The organism is Pseudomonas sp. G166 (assembly GCF_037027455.2).
In the GTDB taxonomy this organism is placed as follows: Bacteria; Pseudomonadota; Gammaproteobacteria; order Pseudomonadales; family Pseudomonadaceae; genus Aquipseudomonas.
Window position 1 is genome coordinate 5343657 of sequence record NZ_CP146985.1, and the last position, 16658, is coordinate 5360314.

General features: G+C 59.2%; 11 protein-coding genes. 6 read left to right on the plus strand and 5 right to left on the minus strand.

Features of this window, described 5'->3' with window-relative positions; genetic code table 11:
- Positions 1–173: 173 nt before the first annotated feature.
- Positions 174–1538: an HD domain-containing phosphohydrolase gene (locus SGN16_RS23625; protein WP_210640561.1), complete on the minus strand. Its 1365-nt coding sequence runs from the start codon at positions 1536–1538 to the stop codon at positions 174–176.
- A gap of 228 nt (positions 1539–1766) precedes the next feature.
- On the opposite strand from SGN16_RS23625, the gene SGN16_RS23630 reads away from it, so the two are divergent.
- The 6 genes from SGN16_RS23630 (at position 1767) to SGN16_RS23655 (ending at position 11899) form a co-directional block, all read left to right on the plus strand.
- Positions 1767–4058, plus strand: a complete 2292-nt coding sequence (locus tag SGN16_RS23630) for an EAL domain-containing protein (protein ID WP_210640563.1) — start codon at positions 1767–1769, stop codon at positions 4056–4058.
- Positions 4055–5929 carry an EAL domain-containing protein gene (locus tag SGN16_RS23635; protein ID WP_335945132.1) on the plus strand — a complete coding sequence of 625 codons (1875 nt, stop codon included), beginning with the start codon at positions 4055–4057 and terminating at the stop codon, positions 5927–5929. Before SGN16_RS23630 ends, SGN16_RS23635 begins: the two co-directional genes overlap by 4 nt.
- 43 nt (positions 5930–5972) lie before the next feature.
- Positions 5973–6932: a cytochrome c peroxidase gene (locus tag SGN16_RS23640; RefSeq protein WP_335945133.1), complete on the plus strand. Its 960-nt coding sequence runs from the start codon at positions 5973–5975 to the stop codon at positions 6930–6932.
- Positions 6929–8731, plus strand: coding sequence for a DAHL domain-containing protein (locus SGN16_RS23645; protein WP_335945134.1), 1803 nt, complete (start codon positions 6929–6931; stop codon positions 8729–8731). The genes SGN16_RS23640 and SGN16_RS23645 overlap by 4 nt, the downstream gene beginning before the upstream one ends.
- A complete protein-coding gene (locus SGN16_RS23650; protein ID WP_210640572.1) occupies positions 8728–10134 on the plus strand; it encodes an ATP-binding protein in 1407 nt (468 codons plus the stop codon). Before SGN16_RS23645 ends, SGN16_RS23650 begins: the two co-directional genes overlap by 4 nt.
- A 145-nt stretch (positions 10135–10279) precedes the next feature.
- Positions 10280–11899: an FMN-binding glutamate synthase family protein gene (locus SGN16_RS23655; protein ID WP_210640574.1), complete on the plus strand. Its 1620-nt coding sequence runs from the start codon at positions 10280–10282 to the stop codon at positions 11897–11899.
- Here SGN16_RS23655 and SGN16_RS23660 read toward each other — a convergent pair.
- The 4 genes from SGN16_RS23660 to SGN16_RS23675 all read right to left on the minus strand — a co-directional run bounded on the left by SGN16_RS23660 (position 11820) and on the right by SGN16_RS23675 (position 16421).
- The gene (locus SGN16_RS23660) at positions 11820–13460 is read right to left on the minus strand and encodes a glycosyltransferase family 39 protein (RefSeq protein WP_335945135.1); all 1641 of its coding nucleotides are present in this window, start codon (positions 13458–13460) and stop codon (positions 11820–11822) included. The genes SGN16_RS23655 and SGN16_RS23660 overlap by 80 nt on opposite strands.
- A gap of 53 nt (positions 13461–13513) precedes the next feature.
- Positions 13514–14461, minus strand: a complete 948-nt coding sequence (locus SGN16_RS23665) for a glycosyltransferase family 2 protein (protein ID WP_335945136.1) — start codon at positions 14459–14461, stop codon at positions 13514–13516.
- Positions 14458–14832, minus strand: coding sequence for a GtrA family protein (locus tag SGN16_RS23670; RefSeq protein WP_210640578.1), 375 nt, complete (start codon positions 14830–14832; stop codon positions 14458–14460). The genes SGN16_RS23665 and SGN16_RS23670 overlap by 4 nt, the downstream gene beginning before the upstream one ends.
- Before the next feature lie 167 nt (positions 14833–14999).
- Positions 15000–16421, minus strand: coding sequence for an amino acid permease (locus SGN16_RS23675; protein WP_335945137.1), 1422 nt, complete (start codon positions 16419–16421; stop codon positions 15000–15002).
- Positions 16422–16658 lie beyond the last annotated feature (237 nt).

Genomic DNA, 16658 nt, shown 5'->3' on the forward strand with positions numbered 1-16658 from the left:
CCGGGGAGATTACAGGCCAGGGGGAGCGAGGGCAAAGCCTGGGGCCTATCTCAAAAGCAGCACATTCACCTGTGGGAGCGAGCTTGCTCGCGATAGCATCCTGTCAGTCAACAATGCACTAACTGGAAGACCGCCATCGCGAGCAAGCCCGCTCCCACAGGGGATTTGTGGTGTCAGCCCAAAATCGGCTTCGGCACCGCAGGGTCCGCCTCCTCGGGGATTTTGACGAACACGCTGTAGCGGGCCCCCTCCATCGCTTCGAAGGCGATGAGTTTTTCCACCAATGGACCGCTCAGGACCTTGCCGGCGTTCAGCAGCAGCATGCCGTTGTCGGCGTTGAGGTTGCGCGCCAGGACCATGCCGGCCACCAGCTCGCGGGTGTTCATGACCTGCACCGTCGGGTCGGACAAGGTCACGTCGTCCAGGTATTCGCCACAGGCCTTGATGAAGTCCTCGATCATATCCGGGTCGTACAGCTTGCCGGCGTACTTGCGGATATAGACCAAGGCCTCGTCGCTGTTCATCTGCCGTTCGAGGATCAAGCCGCGTTGCAGCTCGATGAAGTCCACCGCCAGTTTCAACAGCCGCGAACCGAACGGAATGGCCTCACCCTTGAGGTGTTCGGGGAAACCGCTACCGTCCCAGCGCTCCTGGTGATGGCGGATGATCCGCGCCGCGTCCTTCATCGGGTCCAGGGTCATCAGCAGTGACTCACTCTGCTTCGGATAGGCGCGGTACAGCTCGAGTTCAGTGTGGTGCAGCATGTCAGCGGGCGTGACCATCATGTTGTCGGTCCAGCTCAGCTTGCCAATGTTGTACAGCGCCGCGGCCATGGTCAGGTCGCGGTCGGTGGATTCATCCAAAAAATGCAGCCGGCTGTAGACCCTGATCAACTCGATGATCTGCCGGTTGGTCTGCTTGGCCTTGGGCAGGCGCAGGTTGGCGATCAAGGAAAACACTTCGGTGCTGGTCACATAACTGCGCTTGAGCTCGTCATAGGCCAGGTCGAGCATGTCGGCGGTCTGCTGCAACTCGGAGGTGCGCGAAGCCACGCGCTTTTCCAGGGTGGCGTTGAGGGTCTTGAGTTGCTGGTTCTGTTCGCGGTTCAGCGCTTCGAGACGCTGGCGCTCGCTTTCGGAATGCTGGTGGGCCAAGGCCTGCCGGAGGGCCTGGACCAGTTCCTCATCGTTCCAGGGCTTGCTGAGGTAGCGATAGAGCTGCCCCTCGTTGATGGCCTTGGTCATCATTTCCACATCGGCATAACCGGTGAGCAGGATGCGCAAGGTCGACGGATAGAGCTTGCGAATCTGCGCCAGCAACGTGGCGCCATCCATATTCGGCATGCGCGCATCGGTCATCACCAGGTCGACCGGCCGCTCCTTGAGGATTTCCAGGGCCTTGGCACCGCTGTCGGCCAGCAGGATTTCATACGGCTGGCTGCGCAGCAGCCGACGAAGGCTATTGAGAATCGATTCTTCGTCATCGACCAGCAGCACCGTGGGTTTATTGACCGGAACGTCCGGCGATTGATCTTCCATTTCTGCCCCCTCCTCTTAACCACAACCGTTCTACCGCACCCCTGAAGCACAGGCTAGTAGATAGCGTAAATTTAGACACAATTTGCCATTACTGGCCGAGCGCATCCCAATGAGACGACTATGCTGTACCCCATGAAGGGCCATGTACAGGCCAGAAGACTCATGCCACAGAAAGGGATATCAGATGTTCCCACGGTTCTATAGTCAGCATCTTCTCGGTGCACGGCCATGAGCCTGCCGATGGAGAAAGGCAATCGGCGGATCCTGATCGTCGACGACACCCCGACAATCCATGAGGATTTTCGAAAGATCCTCAGCCCCCAGGTGACCAGCGAAGACAGCCTGAGCAGCGCCGAAGAAGCCCTGTTCGGCGCGCCGGTGGCGGTTTCCGCCCAGAGTTTCGTGCTCGACTCGGCTTTCCAGGGCATGGAAGCCCTGAACAAGGTGGAGTCGGCGCTGGCCCAGGGGCAACCCTACGCCATGGCCTTCATCGACATGCGCATGCCGCCGGGCTGGGATGGCCTGGAAACCATCGAGCGGCTGTGGCGTGCCGATCCCAAGCTGCAAGTGGCCCTGTGCACCGCCTACTCGGACTATTCCTGGGAAGACATCTCCGAGCGCCTGGACCTGGGCGACCGCCTGCTGATCCTGAAAAAACCCTTCGACGCCATCGAGATCCGCCAGATGGCCAGCGCCTTGACCGTCAAATGGCAAATGACCGAAGACGCGGCGCTGAAAATGGACATGCTCGAACGGGCGGTGGAAGAACGCACCCGGGAACTGGCCGACGCCAACATCATCGTGCAGAACAGCCCGACCATTCTCTATCGCCTGCGCGGCGAGCCGCCGTTCCCATTGATGTACATCTCCCACAACATCACCAAGTTCGGCCATGTCGCATCGCAACTGATCAGCTCGCCGGACTGGGCGCAAATCCTGATCCACCCCGACGACCAGGGCAAAGTCCAGGAAGCCATGGTGCGCGTCCTGGACCGTGATACGGCGGGGGCTTCCATCGAGTTCCGCATGCGCACCGGCGATGACAACTTCCGCTGGGTGGAAAACCGTTACATACCGGTGCGCAACGAGCAGGGCCTGTTGTTGGAAGTGGAAGGCATCATTCTCGATATCACCGAGCGCAAGCTGGCCGAAGAAAAAATCGCCCTGCTGGCCCGCACCGACGGTCTGACCGGGCTGGCCAACCGCGCCACCATGGTCGAGCGCTTGCACCAGGCCTTCGCCGCCGCTCGCCGGGGGGCGGCGCGGTTTGCGATGTTTTACCTGGACCTGGACCACTTCAAACGCATCAACGATACCCTGGGCCACCCCATCGGCGACCTGTTGTTGCAGGAAGTCGCCATGCGCATCAAGGGCTGTACCCGGGAAAACGACGTGGTGGCGCGCCTGGGTGGCGACGAGTTCGCCATCCTGCAGCTGGATGTCCATGAAGCGACCCATTGCGCTGCGCTGGCGGCCAAGATCCGCGACACCCTGGTGGCGCCCTACTCCCTGGATGGTAACGACGTACGGATCTCCGTGAGCATCGGCATCGCCCTGTACACCCCACAGAGCCTGAGTGCCGATAGCCTGATGGCGCAGTCCGACATGGCCCTGTACCGCTCCAAGGAAAAGGGCCGCAACCAGTACCATTTCCACAATGAAGAAATCAATCAGGAGGTCACGGACCGCGTCGCCCTGGCCAACGACCTGCGCCAGGCCCTCGAAAATAACGAGCTGCAACTGCACTACCTGCCGGAAGTCGACCTGGGCACCGGAAAAATCCTCGGCATGGGTGTGCAGGTACGCTGGAACCACCCGCAGCGAGGTTGGTTGGAACCGGCGGCGTTCATGCCGGCGGCCGAGAAAACCGGGATCATCGTCGGTCTCGGTCATTGGGTACTGGACCAGGCCTGCCAACAGATGCGCCAGTGGCGCGACCAGGGCATGGCGCCTCCGGTGATCGCCATCGACCTGTCCCTGACCCAACTCAAGACCGGCCCGGAACTGATCTACGACGTGCTGCGCACCACCGCGCGTTGGGAACTGGCGCCGTGGGACCTGCGTTTCGACGTCACCGAAGCGACCCTCGCCCAGACCAAATGGACCCACAACGACGTGCTTCCACGCCTCTGCGAACTGGGCGTGCAGATCGCCATCGATGATTTCGGCACCGAGTATTCCTCGTTCGATTACCTCAAGACCTACCGGGTCAACCACCTCAAGCTCGCCCAGCGGTTTCTTGACAGCGCCAACGACGATCCCGAGAACGCCGTGACGTTGCGGGCGATCATCAATTTTGCCAAGGATGTGGGTATCGGCATCATCGCCGAAGGTGTCGAGACCCAGGAGCAACGCTCCACGTTGATGTCCAGCGGCGGGGCGATGCAGGCCCAGGGGCATTACTTCAGCACTGTGGTCGACAGCGGCCAGGCCGCCGAACTGCTCAAGGCCGGCACCATCGTCCCGGTAACGGACCACTGGACTCGGCCTGCGAGCCAGCTATCGGAGAGCAACCCATGAATCCCATGTCGGTACCCGCCAACCGGCGGATCCTGGTGGTGGACGATACGCCGGCGATTCACCAGGACTTTCGCAAGATCCTCAGCTCCCCTGTCAACAGCGATGATTCACTGGACGATACCGAGAGCCTGCTGTTCGGCACGCCCCAGATCAACCGGCTGCAATTTCAAATCGACTCGGCCTACCAGGGCGAAGAAGCGCTGGAACTGGTCAAGCGTGCCCAGGCCGAAGGCCAGCCTTATGCGCTGGTATTCGCCGACATGCGCATGCCCCCGGGCTGGGACGGCCTGCAAACCATCGAGCAACTGTGGAAAGCCGACCCGCGCCTGCAGATCGCCCTGTGTACGGCGTTCTCGGATTACTCCTGGGAAACCATGTCCGAGCGGATCGAGTTCGATGACCAGTTGCTGATCCTCAAGAAACCGTTCGACACCCTGGAAATACGCCAGATGGCCAGCGCCATGACCTGGAAATGGCAATTGGCCCAGGACGCGGCGAGAAAAATGCGCAGCCTGGAACGCACGATTGAAGAACGCGTCCAGGAACTGCTCAAGGTGTCCCACCTGCTGCAATACGACGTGCTCACCGAACTGCCCAACAGCATGTTGCTGGGTGATCGCCTGACCCAGGCCATGGCCCAGTGCCGCCGGCATGACCGGCAACTGGCGGTGATGTTCATCGGCCTGGACCGCTTCAAGCGGGTCAATAACGCGCTGGGGCATCCGGTGGGCGACGAAATGCTCAAGCGGGTGGCCCGGGCACTGTCAACCGTGGTGCGTGAGTCCGATTCGGTGTTTCGCTACGGTTCCGATGAATTCGTAGTGATCGTGGGGGACATCGTCGACGCGCAGCAAACCAAAGGCGTGGCCGAAAAACTCCTGGCGGCCATCAGCACGCCCCAGCCCATTGACGGCCATGACCTGAGCGTCACCGCAAGCTTGGGGATCAGCGTGTACCCGACCGACGGTTTCGATGCGGTGGCGCTGATCAAGAAAGCCGAGACAGCAATGCGTAACGTCAAGGAAAACGGCCCCAACGACTACCGTTTTTTCACCGAAGACATGAACCGCCGGGCCCGGCACCAGCAGACCATCGAATCCGGCTTGCGCCTGGCGCTGCAACGCAAGGAGTTCGTGTTGCACTACCAACCCAAGCTTGACCTGACCAGCGGCAAAGTGGTCGGCGTCGAAGCGCTGGTGCGCTGGAACCGACCCAACCACGGCCTGGTTTTCCCCTCGGATTTCATCCCGGTGGCCGAGGACAGCGGGCTGATCGTGCCGCTGAGCCAATGGGTGCTCCAGGAAGCCTGCCAGCAGGCCTGCCGTTGGCAAGCGCAGGGCATGCGAGCGCTCTACCTGTCGGTCAACATCTCGGCCATCGATTTTCGCCAGCGCGGCTTCGTCGAAGGCATCGCACGCACGCTCAAGGAAACCGGCTTCGACCCGACACAGTTAGAACTGGAGATCACCGAAAGCGTGCTGATGCAGAACATCGACACCACCGTCGCCACCCTCAAGGCCATCAAGCACCTGGGGATACGGCTGGCCATCGACGATTTCGGCACCGGCTACTCGAGCCTGAGCTACCTGCAAAAGTTTCCGGTGGACGTGCTGAAGATCGACCAATCCTTCGTTGGCGACCTGAGCATCGACAGCAACGACGCCAAACTGGTGAGCACCATCATCAGCCTGGGCAAGAGCCTGAACCTGCACATCATTGCCGAAGGCGTAGAAACCCGTGAGCAACTGGAGTTCCTGAAGATCCACCAGTGCGAGGAAGCCCAAGGGTATTACTTCAGCAAGGCAGTGGAACCGCAAGCCTTCCTTGAATGGGTGACTGAATGGGAAACACGCCAGAACCCGTTCTCATGAACATCCGAGTTTCATAAACCAAAGGTTTCAAGGAAAACATCCCATGGCATCACATGGACTGATTCTGGCTTTCGGCCTGTTCTTGGGATCAAGCGTGGCCGCCCATGCTGCGCCGCTGGACGAACCTCTCAAACCGCTGCCGCCTGTTCAATCATTGGACCCCAAGCGCGTCCAGTTGGGCCTGCGGCTGTTCAATGACCCGCGCCTGTCGGTCAACAACACCCTGTCCTGCGCCAGTTGTCATCGCCTGGACAGGGGCGGAGCCGACGACAAGCCGTTTTCCCTGGGTTTTGACGGTAAACCGGTGGAGGTCAATACGCCTACCGTGTTCAACGCCGCCCTGAATTTTCATCAGTTCTGGGATGGCCGCGTCGACACTCTGGAAGACCAGGTGCACGCCGTGGTCACCAGCCCCACGGAAATGGGCAATACCTGGGAAACGGTGGTCAAGCGCATCGCCGAGGATCCGGGTTATGCCAAGGATTTCAAGGATGCGTACCCCGACGGCGTAACCAAACTCAACATCCAGGCGTCCCTGGCCGATTACGAACGCACCCTGCTGACCCCCAACTCGCGCTTCGACCAATACCTGTTGGGCAATACCGACATCCTGACGCCCCGGGAAAAATTCGGTTACCAGCGCTTCAAGGAATACGGCTGCATCACTTGCCACCAGGGCGTGAACATCGGCGGCAATATGTTCCAGAAATTCGGCGTCATGGGCGATTACTTCAAGGACCGGGGCAACCCCACCCGGGCCGATGAGGGGCGCTTCAACATCACCGGCGATGAAGCCGATCGCCAGGTGTTCAAAGTGCCCAGCCTGCGCAACGTGGCCGTCACCGCCCCGTATTTCCATGATGCCTCCGCGCCGACCCTGGAGCACGCGGTGGAGGTCATGTTCAAGTACCAACTCGGGCGTGAACCGATGAAGAACGATACGGAGTTGATCGTCGAATTCCTCAAGACCCTGACCGGAGAGCGGGAGGGCAAGCCCCTATGACACTCCTTCGTCGCGCCGGCCTGGCATTCATCGGCCTGTTGCTGGCTTCCGTCCTGCTGTTCATGTACATCAATTCGGGTGCCCAGCAGGCGGCCTCTTACATCGAATCCCGGGACCTTATCCGCCTGCTCAAGCAACAGGATGCTATCTGGGACAACGAAGTGCTCAAGGCGCGGATTGCCCTGAGCCACAATTACGATCCCCTCGTCTCGCCGCTGCACGAGATGGCGCGCCTCTGGCAACGCCTGGACGCCATAGAGTCGGAGCCGGGTCGCCACGCGTCTTCGGCCTGGGAGACCCAGCGCGACGAATACCTCAAGGCGGTCAAGGAAAAAACCCGTCTGGTGGAACAGTTCAAGTCCCACAACGCGATATTGCGCAACTCCCTGCACTTCCTGCCCACCGCCGAGGACGACATCCAGGGCCAGTTCGCCCGGCTGCCCGACACCTACAGACTGGAGTTGCAGAACGTTGCCATCGACACCTACGACCTGTTGCTCAGCAGCATGGAGTTCGCCCAGCTCAGCACCAGCGACATAGCCGCCGAGGTCCTGCTGGGTTTGAACCAGCTGGATGTCAACAAGGAGCGCCTGCCTGAAGGGCTGCGCAACTCCGTTGAAATCCTGCGCAGGCACATCGGGGTGATCCTGCGCGAACAGCCACAGGTCAATGACTTGTTACTGGGCATCGAAGCGGTACCCCTGGCCGATAGCCTGGACACCATCACCAACCTGCTCGAAAAAGACCAGGAAAAAGCCGCCGCCAAGTACCAGCGCAACCACGTTTACCTGCTGGTGTTCGCCACGTTCCTGGTGCTGATCCTGATCTGGCTGGCGATCCGGCTGATACGCAGCTTCGCCGAGATCAAGCGGGTCAACAACGCCCTGCAAACCGCCAACGACGAACTGGAACAACGGGTCGAGGAACGCACCCGCCAGCTCAAGGACACCCAGAGCGAATTGATGGACACCGCCCGCCAGGCCGGCATGGCGGAAATCGCCACCAACGTGCTGCACAACGTGGGTAATGTGCTCAACAGTGTGAACATCTCCGCCGATCTGGTCAGCCGCAAACTGCGCACCAGCAAGTCCCTGGGGCTGGGCAAGGCAATGCAGTTGATCAACGAGCATCCCCATGACCTGGGGCACTTCCTCACCGAAGACGAGAAAGGCAAGCTGCTGCCCGGTTACCTCAACCAGTTGGTGGAGGCCATCGCGCTCGAGCAGCAAAGCCTTACCGACGAACTGGCCCAACTGAGCAAGAGCGTCGACCACATCAAGGACATCGTCTCCACCCAGCAATCCTATGCCGGCGCCAGCAGCCTGCTCGAGCCGCTGGTGGTCAGCGAATTGCTCGAAGACGCTTTGCGCATGAACTCCGGCGCCCTGACCCGCCATCATGTTACGGTGATCAAGGAATACGGTGACGTGCCGCGGATCATGGGCGACAAGCACCGCTTGCTGTTGATCCTGATCAACCTGATCAGCAACGCCAAATACGCCATGGCGGGGATTTCCAACCATGCACGGAACATGACCCTGAAGGCCGCTGTCATTGATGGCGAGACGCTGCAAATCAGCGTCAAGGACGAAGGCGAAGGCATCCCGGAGGAAAACATGACACGCATCTTCGCCCACGGTTTTACGACCCGTAAGGAAGGCCACGGTTTTGGCTTGCACAGCTGCGCATTGGCGGCCATTGAAATGAACGGCCAGCTCACGGCCCACAGTGAGGGGCCAGGCAAGGGGGCGACGTTCCAATTGCAAGTGCCCCTGAAACTCGCAGAAGGTGAACCATGAATAGCATGAGTAACCGCCGCATCCTGCTGATCGACGATACGCCCGCCATTCATGAAGATTTCCGCAAGATCCTCACGCCGGAGGATGAGGGCAACGCCGACCTGCAAGACATGGAAAGCGCACTGTTCGGCGATGCGCCGAAACCTGTCACCACAGTGTTCGAGCTCGACTCGGCCTACGGCGGCCAGGAAGGCTTGAACAAATTGCTGGAAGCGGCCGCCAAAGAGCGGCCCTATGCCCTGGCCTTTGTCGACATGCGCATGCCCGAAGGCTGGGATGGCGCCAAGACCATCGAAGAGCTCTGGAAGCGCGACCCGCTGTTGCAGGTGGTGGTCTGCACCGCGTATTCGGATTATTCCTGGGATGAACTGCTGGACCGCCTGAACGGCCATGATCGGTTGCTGATCCTGAAAAAGCCCTTCGACAACATCGAAGTCCAGCAGATGGCCAACACCCTGACCACCAAATGGGAAATGACCTCCCGCGCGCAGTTGAAAATGAACAAGCTCGAAGACCTGGTGGAACAACGGACCCTGGCGTTCAAACAGGCCAGCGAGCTGCTGCAAATGGAAATCGACGAACGCAAGATGCTGGAAAGCCAGTTGGTGCAGTCGGAAAAACTCGCCTCGCTGGGTCAACTGGCGGCCGGGGTAGCCCACGAAATCAACAATCCGATCGGCTTCATTTCTTCCAACCTGGGGGCCTTGGACGGTTACTTCAGCAAACTCCAGGAAATGCTCACGGCCTATGGCAGCGCCGAGGAGGCCATTGCGTCGCCGGAACTGGTCGTGCAATTGAGACGGCTGCGCGAACAGGTGGAGCTGGATTTCCTCGTCGAAGACATTCCCTTGCTGATCAAGGAATCCAAGGATGGCATTGGCCGGGTCGGGCAGATCGTCAAGGACCTGAAGGACTTCTCGCGCGTGGACTCCAACCAGGAATGGCAGATGGCCAATCTGCAGCAAGGCATCGATTCGACGTTGAACATCGTTGCCAACGAAATCAAATACAAGGCCGACGTGGTCAAGCAATACACGCCGCTGCCGGAAGTGGAATGCCTGCCGTCGCAGATCAACCAGGTGATCATGAACCTGATCGTCAACGCCGCCCAGGCCATCGGCCCGGAGCGCGGCACCATCACCCTGCGCAACGGTGTGGAAGGTGACACCGTGTGGATCGAAGTGGCCGACAATGGCTCGGGCATCCCGCCGGAAACCCTGCAAAAAATCTTCGACCCCTTCTTCACCACCAAACCCGTTGGCCAGGGCACGGGGCTTGGGCTGTCGTTGTCCTACGGCATCGTGAAAAAACACCATGGCGAGATAACGGTTAGCAGCGAAGTCGGCGTCGGCACCACGTTCCGCGTTGAGTTGCCGATGCGCCAAATGAAACAGGCCAGCTGAAAGGCACAAACCTGTGGCGAGGGGATTTATCCCCTCGCCACAGGTTGCCCGCCGTTTCGCCAGCAGCGCAGAATGCCACGACCCACACATCACCGTGGCGAGGGAGCCTGCTCCCCTATCCAACGCTCAAACCCAAGGAACCCGTATGAGCCTGTCTCTGTTGAGCCGTTACGCCTTCTTTGCTGGCTGTGTGATCTTCACCCTCGCCAGCCTGCCGTTTCTGCAACACGACTGGCTCTGGCCAATCACACTGGTGACCGGGCTGTTGAGTCTGCTGGGGCTGTTCGACCTGCTGCAAAGCCGTCACGCCGTGCGGCGCAACTACCCGATCCTGGGCAATATCCGCTACCTGGTCGAAGGCATCCGTCCGGAGATCCGCCAGTACCTGCTCGAATCCGACAGCGACGCCCTGCCCTTTTCCCGCGCCCAACGCTCGCTGGTGTATTCCCGGGCCAAGAACGAAAGCGCCGACAAACCGTTCGGGACCTTGATCGACGTCTACCAGACCGGCTTCGAATTCATCGGCCATTCCATGCGCCCAGCCCCTTTGAGCGACCCCAGCGGTTTCCGCGTGACGGTTGGCGGCCCGCAATGCACCCAGCCGTATTCAGCGTCGGTGTTCAACATTTCGGCGATGAGCTTCGGCTCCCTGAGCGCCAACGCGATCCGGGCGCTGAACCAGGGCGCGAAGCTGGGCAATTTCGCCCACGACACCGGTGAAGGCAGCATCAGCCCCTACCATCGCGAACATGGCGGCGACCTGACCTGGGAACTGGGCAGCGGCTATTTCGGCTGTCGTACCAGCGACGGGCGCTTCGACCCGGAACGCTTCGCCGCCCAGGCGCAGAATCCGCAGGTGCGAATGATTGAAATCAAGATGAGCCAAGGCGCCAAACCCGGCCATGGCGGGATTCTGCCCAAGCACAAAGTCACCCGGGAAATCGCCGAAACCCGCGGCATCCTCATGGGCGAGGATTGCGTTTCACCGTCACGCCACAGCGCCTTCTCCACGCCGATCGAACTGATGCAGTTCGTCCAGCAATTGCGTGAACTGTCCGGCGGCAAACCGGTGGGCTTCAAATTCTGCCTGGGCCACCCGTGGGAATTCATGGGCATCGCCAAGGCCATGCTGGAAACCGGGATCCTGCCCGACTTCATCGTGGTGGACGGCAAGGAAGGCGGCACGGGCGCGGCACCGGTGGAGTTCACCGACCACATCGGCGTGCCGCTGCGCGAAGGCCTGCTGTTCGTACACAACACCTTGGTGGGCCTGAACCTGCGAGACAAAATCAAGCTCGGCGCCAGCGGCAAGATCGTCAGCGCCTTCGACATCGCCAGCGTTCTGGCCATCGGTGCCGACTGGGCCAACGCCGCGCGCGGCTTCATGTTCGCCATCGGCTGCATCCAGTCCCAAAGCTGCCACACCAACAAATGCCCCACCGGCGTCGCCACCCAGGACACCCTGCGCCAGCGCGCCCTGGTCGTCCCGGACAAGGCCCAGCGGGTCTACAACTTTCACCGCAACACCCTCAAGGCCCTGGCCGAAATGCTCGCCGCCGCCGGCCTCGAGCATCCGTCGCAATTGCAGCCCAAGCATTTGGTGCGGCGTATGTCAGCCACTGAGATCAAGCTGTTTTCACAGTTGCATGTGTTTTTGCAGCCGGGGGAGTTACTGACCGGAGAGGTCAATGGGGCGTTTTATTCGCGGATGTGGCAGATGGCGCGGGCGGACAGTTTTGAGCCGCGGGAGGTGGTGGCTGCGTAATAGTCACTTGAGCACCAGCCTCATCTGAGGCTGGTGGCGTTTTTAGGGTGAATAGAGAAGCAGCCATTTCCCCGTCAACAAGGGTTAGAGTCTGTTCCCAATCTTGTGCTGAAAACGGCTTGGAATCAGTTTTGAAGGCGACCCACCAAACCCTGCGCCCGTGACACTTTAGTGTCTCCAGATTATTCAGATAGTCCCCCTTAAAACCTTCGTAAATTATGGCGTAGCCGTTTCGATCAGAGATCCCTTGAACGGTGTTAGAAGACAAAGGGATGTATAACTTCGGTCGTATACCCGTCTGGTTGTAATAACTGAATCCTACGTACAGGTTCAAAGACTCAAGCACGACTTGGTCATCTGGCCGAGCCGCTTGCTTGATCATAGCTGCCAGTACACCCAGCCCGGAATCCCTACGGAAACCAATTCCGCTCAACTCCTCCGTTTGTCGATACACGACCTGCAACCCCTGTATTTCCAATGCCACCGCAATTGCCATGGCTAAAGTCAGCACGCCAGGTCGTGGCGTCAATATATCCAGAACCGCAGCAATGACGAGTGGCAAGCCGACCGCTGCGAATACCAGGTAGCGAGGAACGAATATCGGAACAAATAACGCCACCAGAGCGAGAATGACAATCGGAACAAGAAAATAGCCAGTCAATAAACTGTTGAAACGATACTGGGTATTATCTTTCCAAACCAATATTACCGCGAATGAAATGACCATGAGTAAGGGCAGCGCACGCAGACCCAACGATTGCGCCCACGGTCCATTCAACATAACAAACTGCCAAAAAAGACCAAACACTGCCTGCGCTGTAACAGGCGGTATCCATTCAAGCCCCTGTCTGTCTGACAGTTGATCAATAAAGTGAGGCAGCCACGGCACGAACAACACCACTATCGCAGCGTTGGCCAGAATCCACCAACGCACAGGTAGCATGGTTTGAGAAACACCTGGACGCCCCCACCACCAATAAAACCAATGAACAAGCACACACAGCGCCGCGAAATAGTGGGTATAGAGAGCGGCCGTCATCAGCAGTACGTAAATGATCGCAAAATGCTTCCTCTCGCCCTCCTTAATCCAGCACACCAATGCCACGGTTGCCCCCATCAGCCAAAACCCGAGCAGGGTGTACATACGCGCTTCCTGGCTGTAACGAATCGAGATCGGCAACAATGCCAATAACAATGCAGCCATCCAGGTAGCCCTTCGCGTGGCAGCCAGGCTCATCAACTTTATGCTAAGCAAGACCGTGCCCACGTCTGCTATCGCACTGAGCGACCTTACGGCCAAGACCCCGTCGCCGAACCAAACCATCCAGTAGTGCAGCACGAGGTAATAGAGGGGTGGGTGAACATCTCGTGCCGTAAGCGACCAGATCTGCCAAGGCTCGTGCCGGGCAAGCAGCACGCTGAAAGCCTCGTCATACCAGATAGCGGGGACCGTGATTCCGTGAAATCGCACGACGAGTGCAAGGACGACCACTGCCGCCAAAGCCGAACGATCAGCAAACCGACCTGGAAGTTCTCCTAAGTGAACGCGAGGCACTTTCATGGATCATGGTTTCCTTGCAATAAGGGTTTGCGTTGATCACTTCGTCTTCAACTTCATGGTTTATTCCGTGTCAGCGCCCCTCCCCGGACCATTTCCTTGATGACGTACCGCGGCCGGTGCTTGGTTTCCAGATAGATCCGCCCGATGTATTCACCCAATACCCCGATGCCAATCAGTTGCACACCTCCCAGAAACAGAATCGCGGTCATCAGCGAAGGATAGCCAGGCAGATCGCTTCCGAAGAGCAACTTGTTCAGGATCAGGTAGGCGGCATACAGCAACGAAACCAACGAAATGCAACTCCCCACATAAGTCCACAACCGCAACGGCACGGTACTGAACGAAGTAATACCCTCAAGCGCCAGGTTCCACAGTTTCCAGCCATTGAATTTGCTCTTGCCGGCCGCGCGGCGGGGGCGGTCGTATTCGATGACGACGGTGTTGAAACCAGCCCACGACAACACGCCCTTCATGAACAGCTGGTATTCGGGAAGGGTCTTGATCACCTCCACCACCTTGCGGTCCATCAGGCGAAAATCCCCGACGTTCTGTTCAATGTGCGGATAGGCAATGTGATTGAGCACGCCATAGAACAACGCCGCGCCTCGGCGCTTGAGGTAACTGTCGGATGAGCGATCGCGACGCTTGGCCAATACCACTTCAGCGCCCTTCTCCCATTCGGTGATCAGCCGTGGAATGACGTCGATGGGGTCTTGCAGGTCCACATCCATGGGGATTACCACGTCGCCGCTGGCGTACTCGAGGCCGGCAAACAGGGCCGGCTCCTTGCCAAAGTTACGGGAGAAGCTGATCAACAGGACCCGGCTGTCCATCAGTGCGATATCCCGGGCGATGGATGCGGTCTGGTCGGCGCTGCCGTCGTTGATGAACACAATCTCGACGACATGGTCTTTCAATGCCGGATGCTGACGGACACCTTCGTAAAACAGGTTGATGGCCTGTTCTTCATTGAATACCGGAACGATCAACGAAACGTTCATTGGCGATGCCCGCGAAACACCACAAACCGGGACAACAGGAAACCGATCACCAGGCTCAACAGCGAGAAAGCCGCCACGGTCAGCAGGCCGTGGACATGCCAGCGATCCCCCAGAAAACCGACGATGAAACTGAGGGCGCCCATGACGCCTATGAAAAGAACATAGCCCAACGCTGAGACTTTGGCTTCGAAGGTGTAGAGCGCGTTGACATAAAAGGAGAACGAGGCAGCCACGCAAAAGGCAGCGAAATTACTCGTGGCCTGGCTAAGGCCGACAGCCACCCGCAGCACGAAAAATATCTGCCAATGGATCAGCGTATTGGCCAGTCCAACCAGTGCGTAGCTGAGAAAACCTTTCCATATCGCTTTCATACACGCTCCCGAACGGGTCGGCGCTTCAGGCGGTACTTAATCTAGGGTTCTGTCGGTACCCGGTCTACTGTAAGAACTAACAGGTGCCCCCCCTTGTGGGTTCATCGGCCGCCCCAACAAAAAGCCCCGATCATTCGACCGGGGCTCTGTTTTACATCGCGGTTAACTTACGACACGGAACGCACCGCTCCCTGCACGTGACCGGTCGGTTGCAGCTTGAAGGTATAAAACAACACCGTCAGCAGCACCAGGAACGCCGGGCCCACGTACAAGGCCACGCGAGTGTCCGGGAAGTAAGCCATCAGGCCCACCACCAGCACCAGGAACGCCAGCGCCAGGTACGAGCTGACCGGGTACAGCCACATGCGGTATTTCAGGGCCGCACGTTCCGAAGCGCTCAGGCTTTTGCGGAATTTGAGCTGGGCCAGCAGGATCATCACCCAGGTCCAGATCGCGCCGAAGGTGGCGATGGAGGTGACCCAGACGAAGACTTTTTCCGGCACCAGATAGTTGAGCAGCACGCCCAGCAGCAGCGCGGCGATGGACAGCAGCAACGCGCGGCGCGGCACGCCGTTGGCCGAGGTGGTGGCGAAACCGGCCGGGGCCTGGCCGTTCTGCGCCAGGCTGTAGAGCATCCGCCCGGTGCTGAAGATCCCGCCGTTGCAGGACGACAGCGCCGCGGTAATCACCACGAAGTTGATGATACCGGCGGCGGTCTTGATGCCCAGGCGTTCGAAGGTCATCACGAATGGACTGCCCTGGGTGCCGATCTCATTCCATGGGTAGATCGACAGGATCACGAACAACGCGCCGACGTAGAACAGCAGGATCCGCCAGAACACCGAGCCGATGGCGTTGGGGATGGTTTTCTGCGGGTTCTTCGCCTCACCGGCAGTCAGGCCGATCATCTCCACGCCCAGGTAAGCGAACATCACCATTTGCAGGGACATCAACACACCCTGCACGCCGTTGGGCATGAAGCCGCCGTGGGACCAGAGGTTGGAAATGCCCAGGGCCACGCCGTCATTGCCGAAGCCGAAGGCGATGATGCCGACGCCACCGATGACCATGGCGATGATGGTGACGATCTTGATCAGGGCGAACCAGAATTCGAATTCACCGAAGGCCTTGACCGCGATCAGGTTGATCGAGCCCATGCTGACCAGTGCGGCCAAGGCCCAGATCCAGCGGGGCACGTCGGGAAACCAGATGCCCATGTACACCGCCACCGCAGTGATCTCCGCCACGCAGGTCACCAGCCACAGGAACCAATAGTTCCAACCGGTCAGGAAGCCGGCCAGTGGGCCGAGGTAGTCCTGGGCATAACGGCTGAACGAACCGGCCACCGGGTTGTGCACGGCCATCTCACCGAGGGCGCGCATGATCACCAGGATCGCCAGGCCACCAATGATGTAGGACAGCATGATTGCCGGACCGGCCATTTCGATGGCCTTGGCCGAGCCGAGGAACAGCCCGACACCGATACAGGCGCCGAGCGCCATCAGGCGGATATGCCGCTCACCGAGTTCACGTTTGAGCGGACCACCCTGGGCGGTCTCGCCATGGGGCAGATGATTGCCTACAGGCATAGGGATAACCTCGTCTTGTTATTGGATTAGCCACCGAGTCTCCAAAGCCGCAGGTGGGTAAACCTGTCGCCTTGCCGAAACCGGTCTGCTTCGTGGACAGACCGCCCTGTAGAACAACGCCCTCAGGATCAGCGGGTCGTGCAGTATAAAAAGCCAGGGATAGAGAGTTTCACTGTAAAACCTGGTAAATCCAGGGAAAAGCTTCAACCAGGATCGATTTTTTGAGAGGTGTTGTCT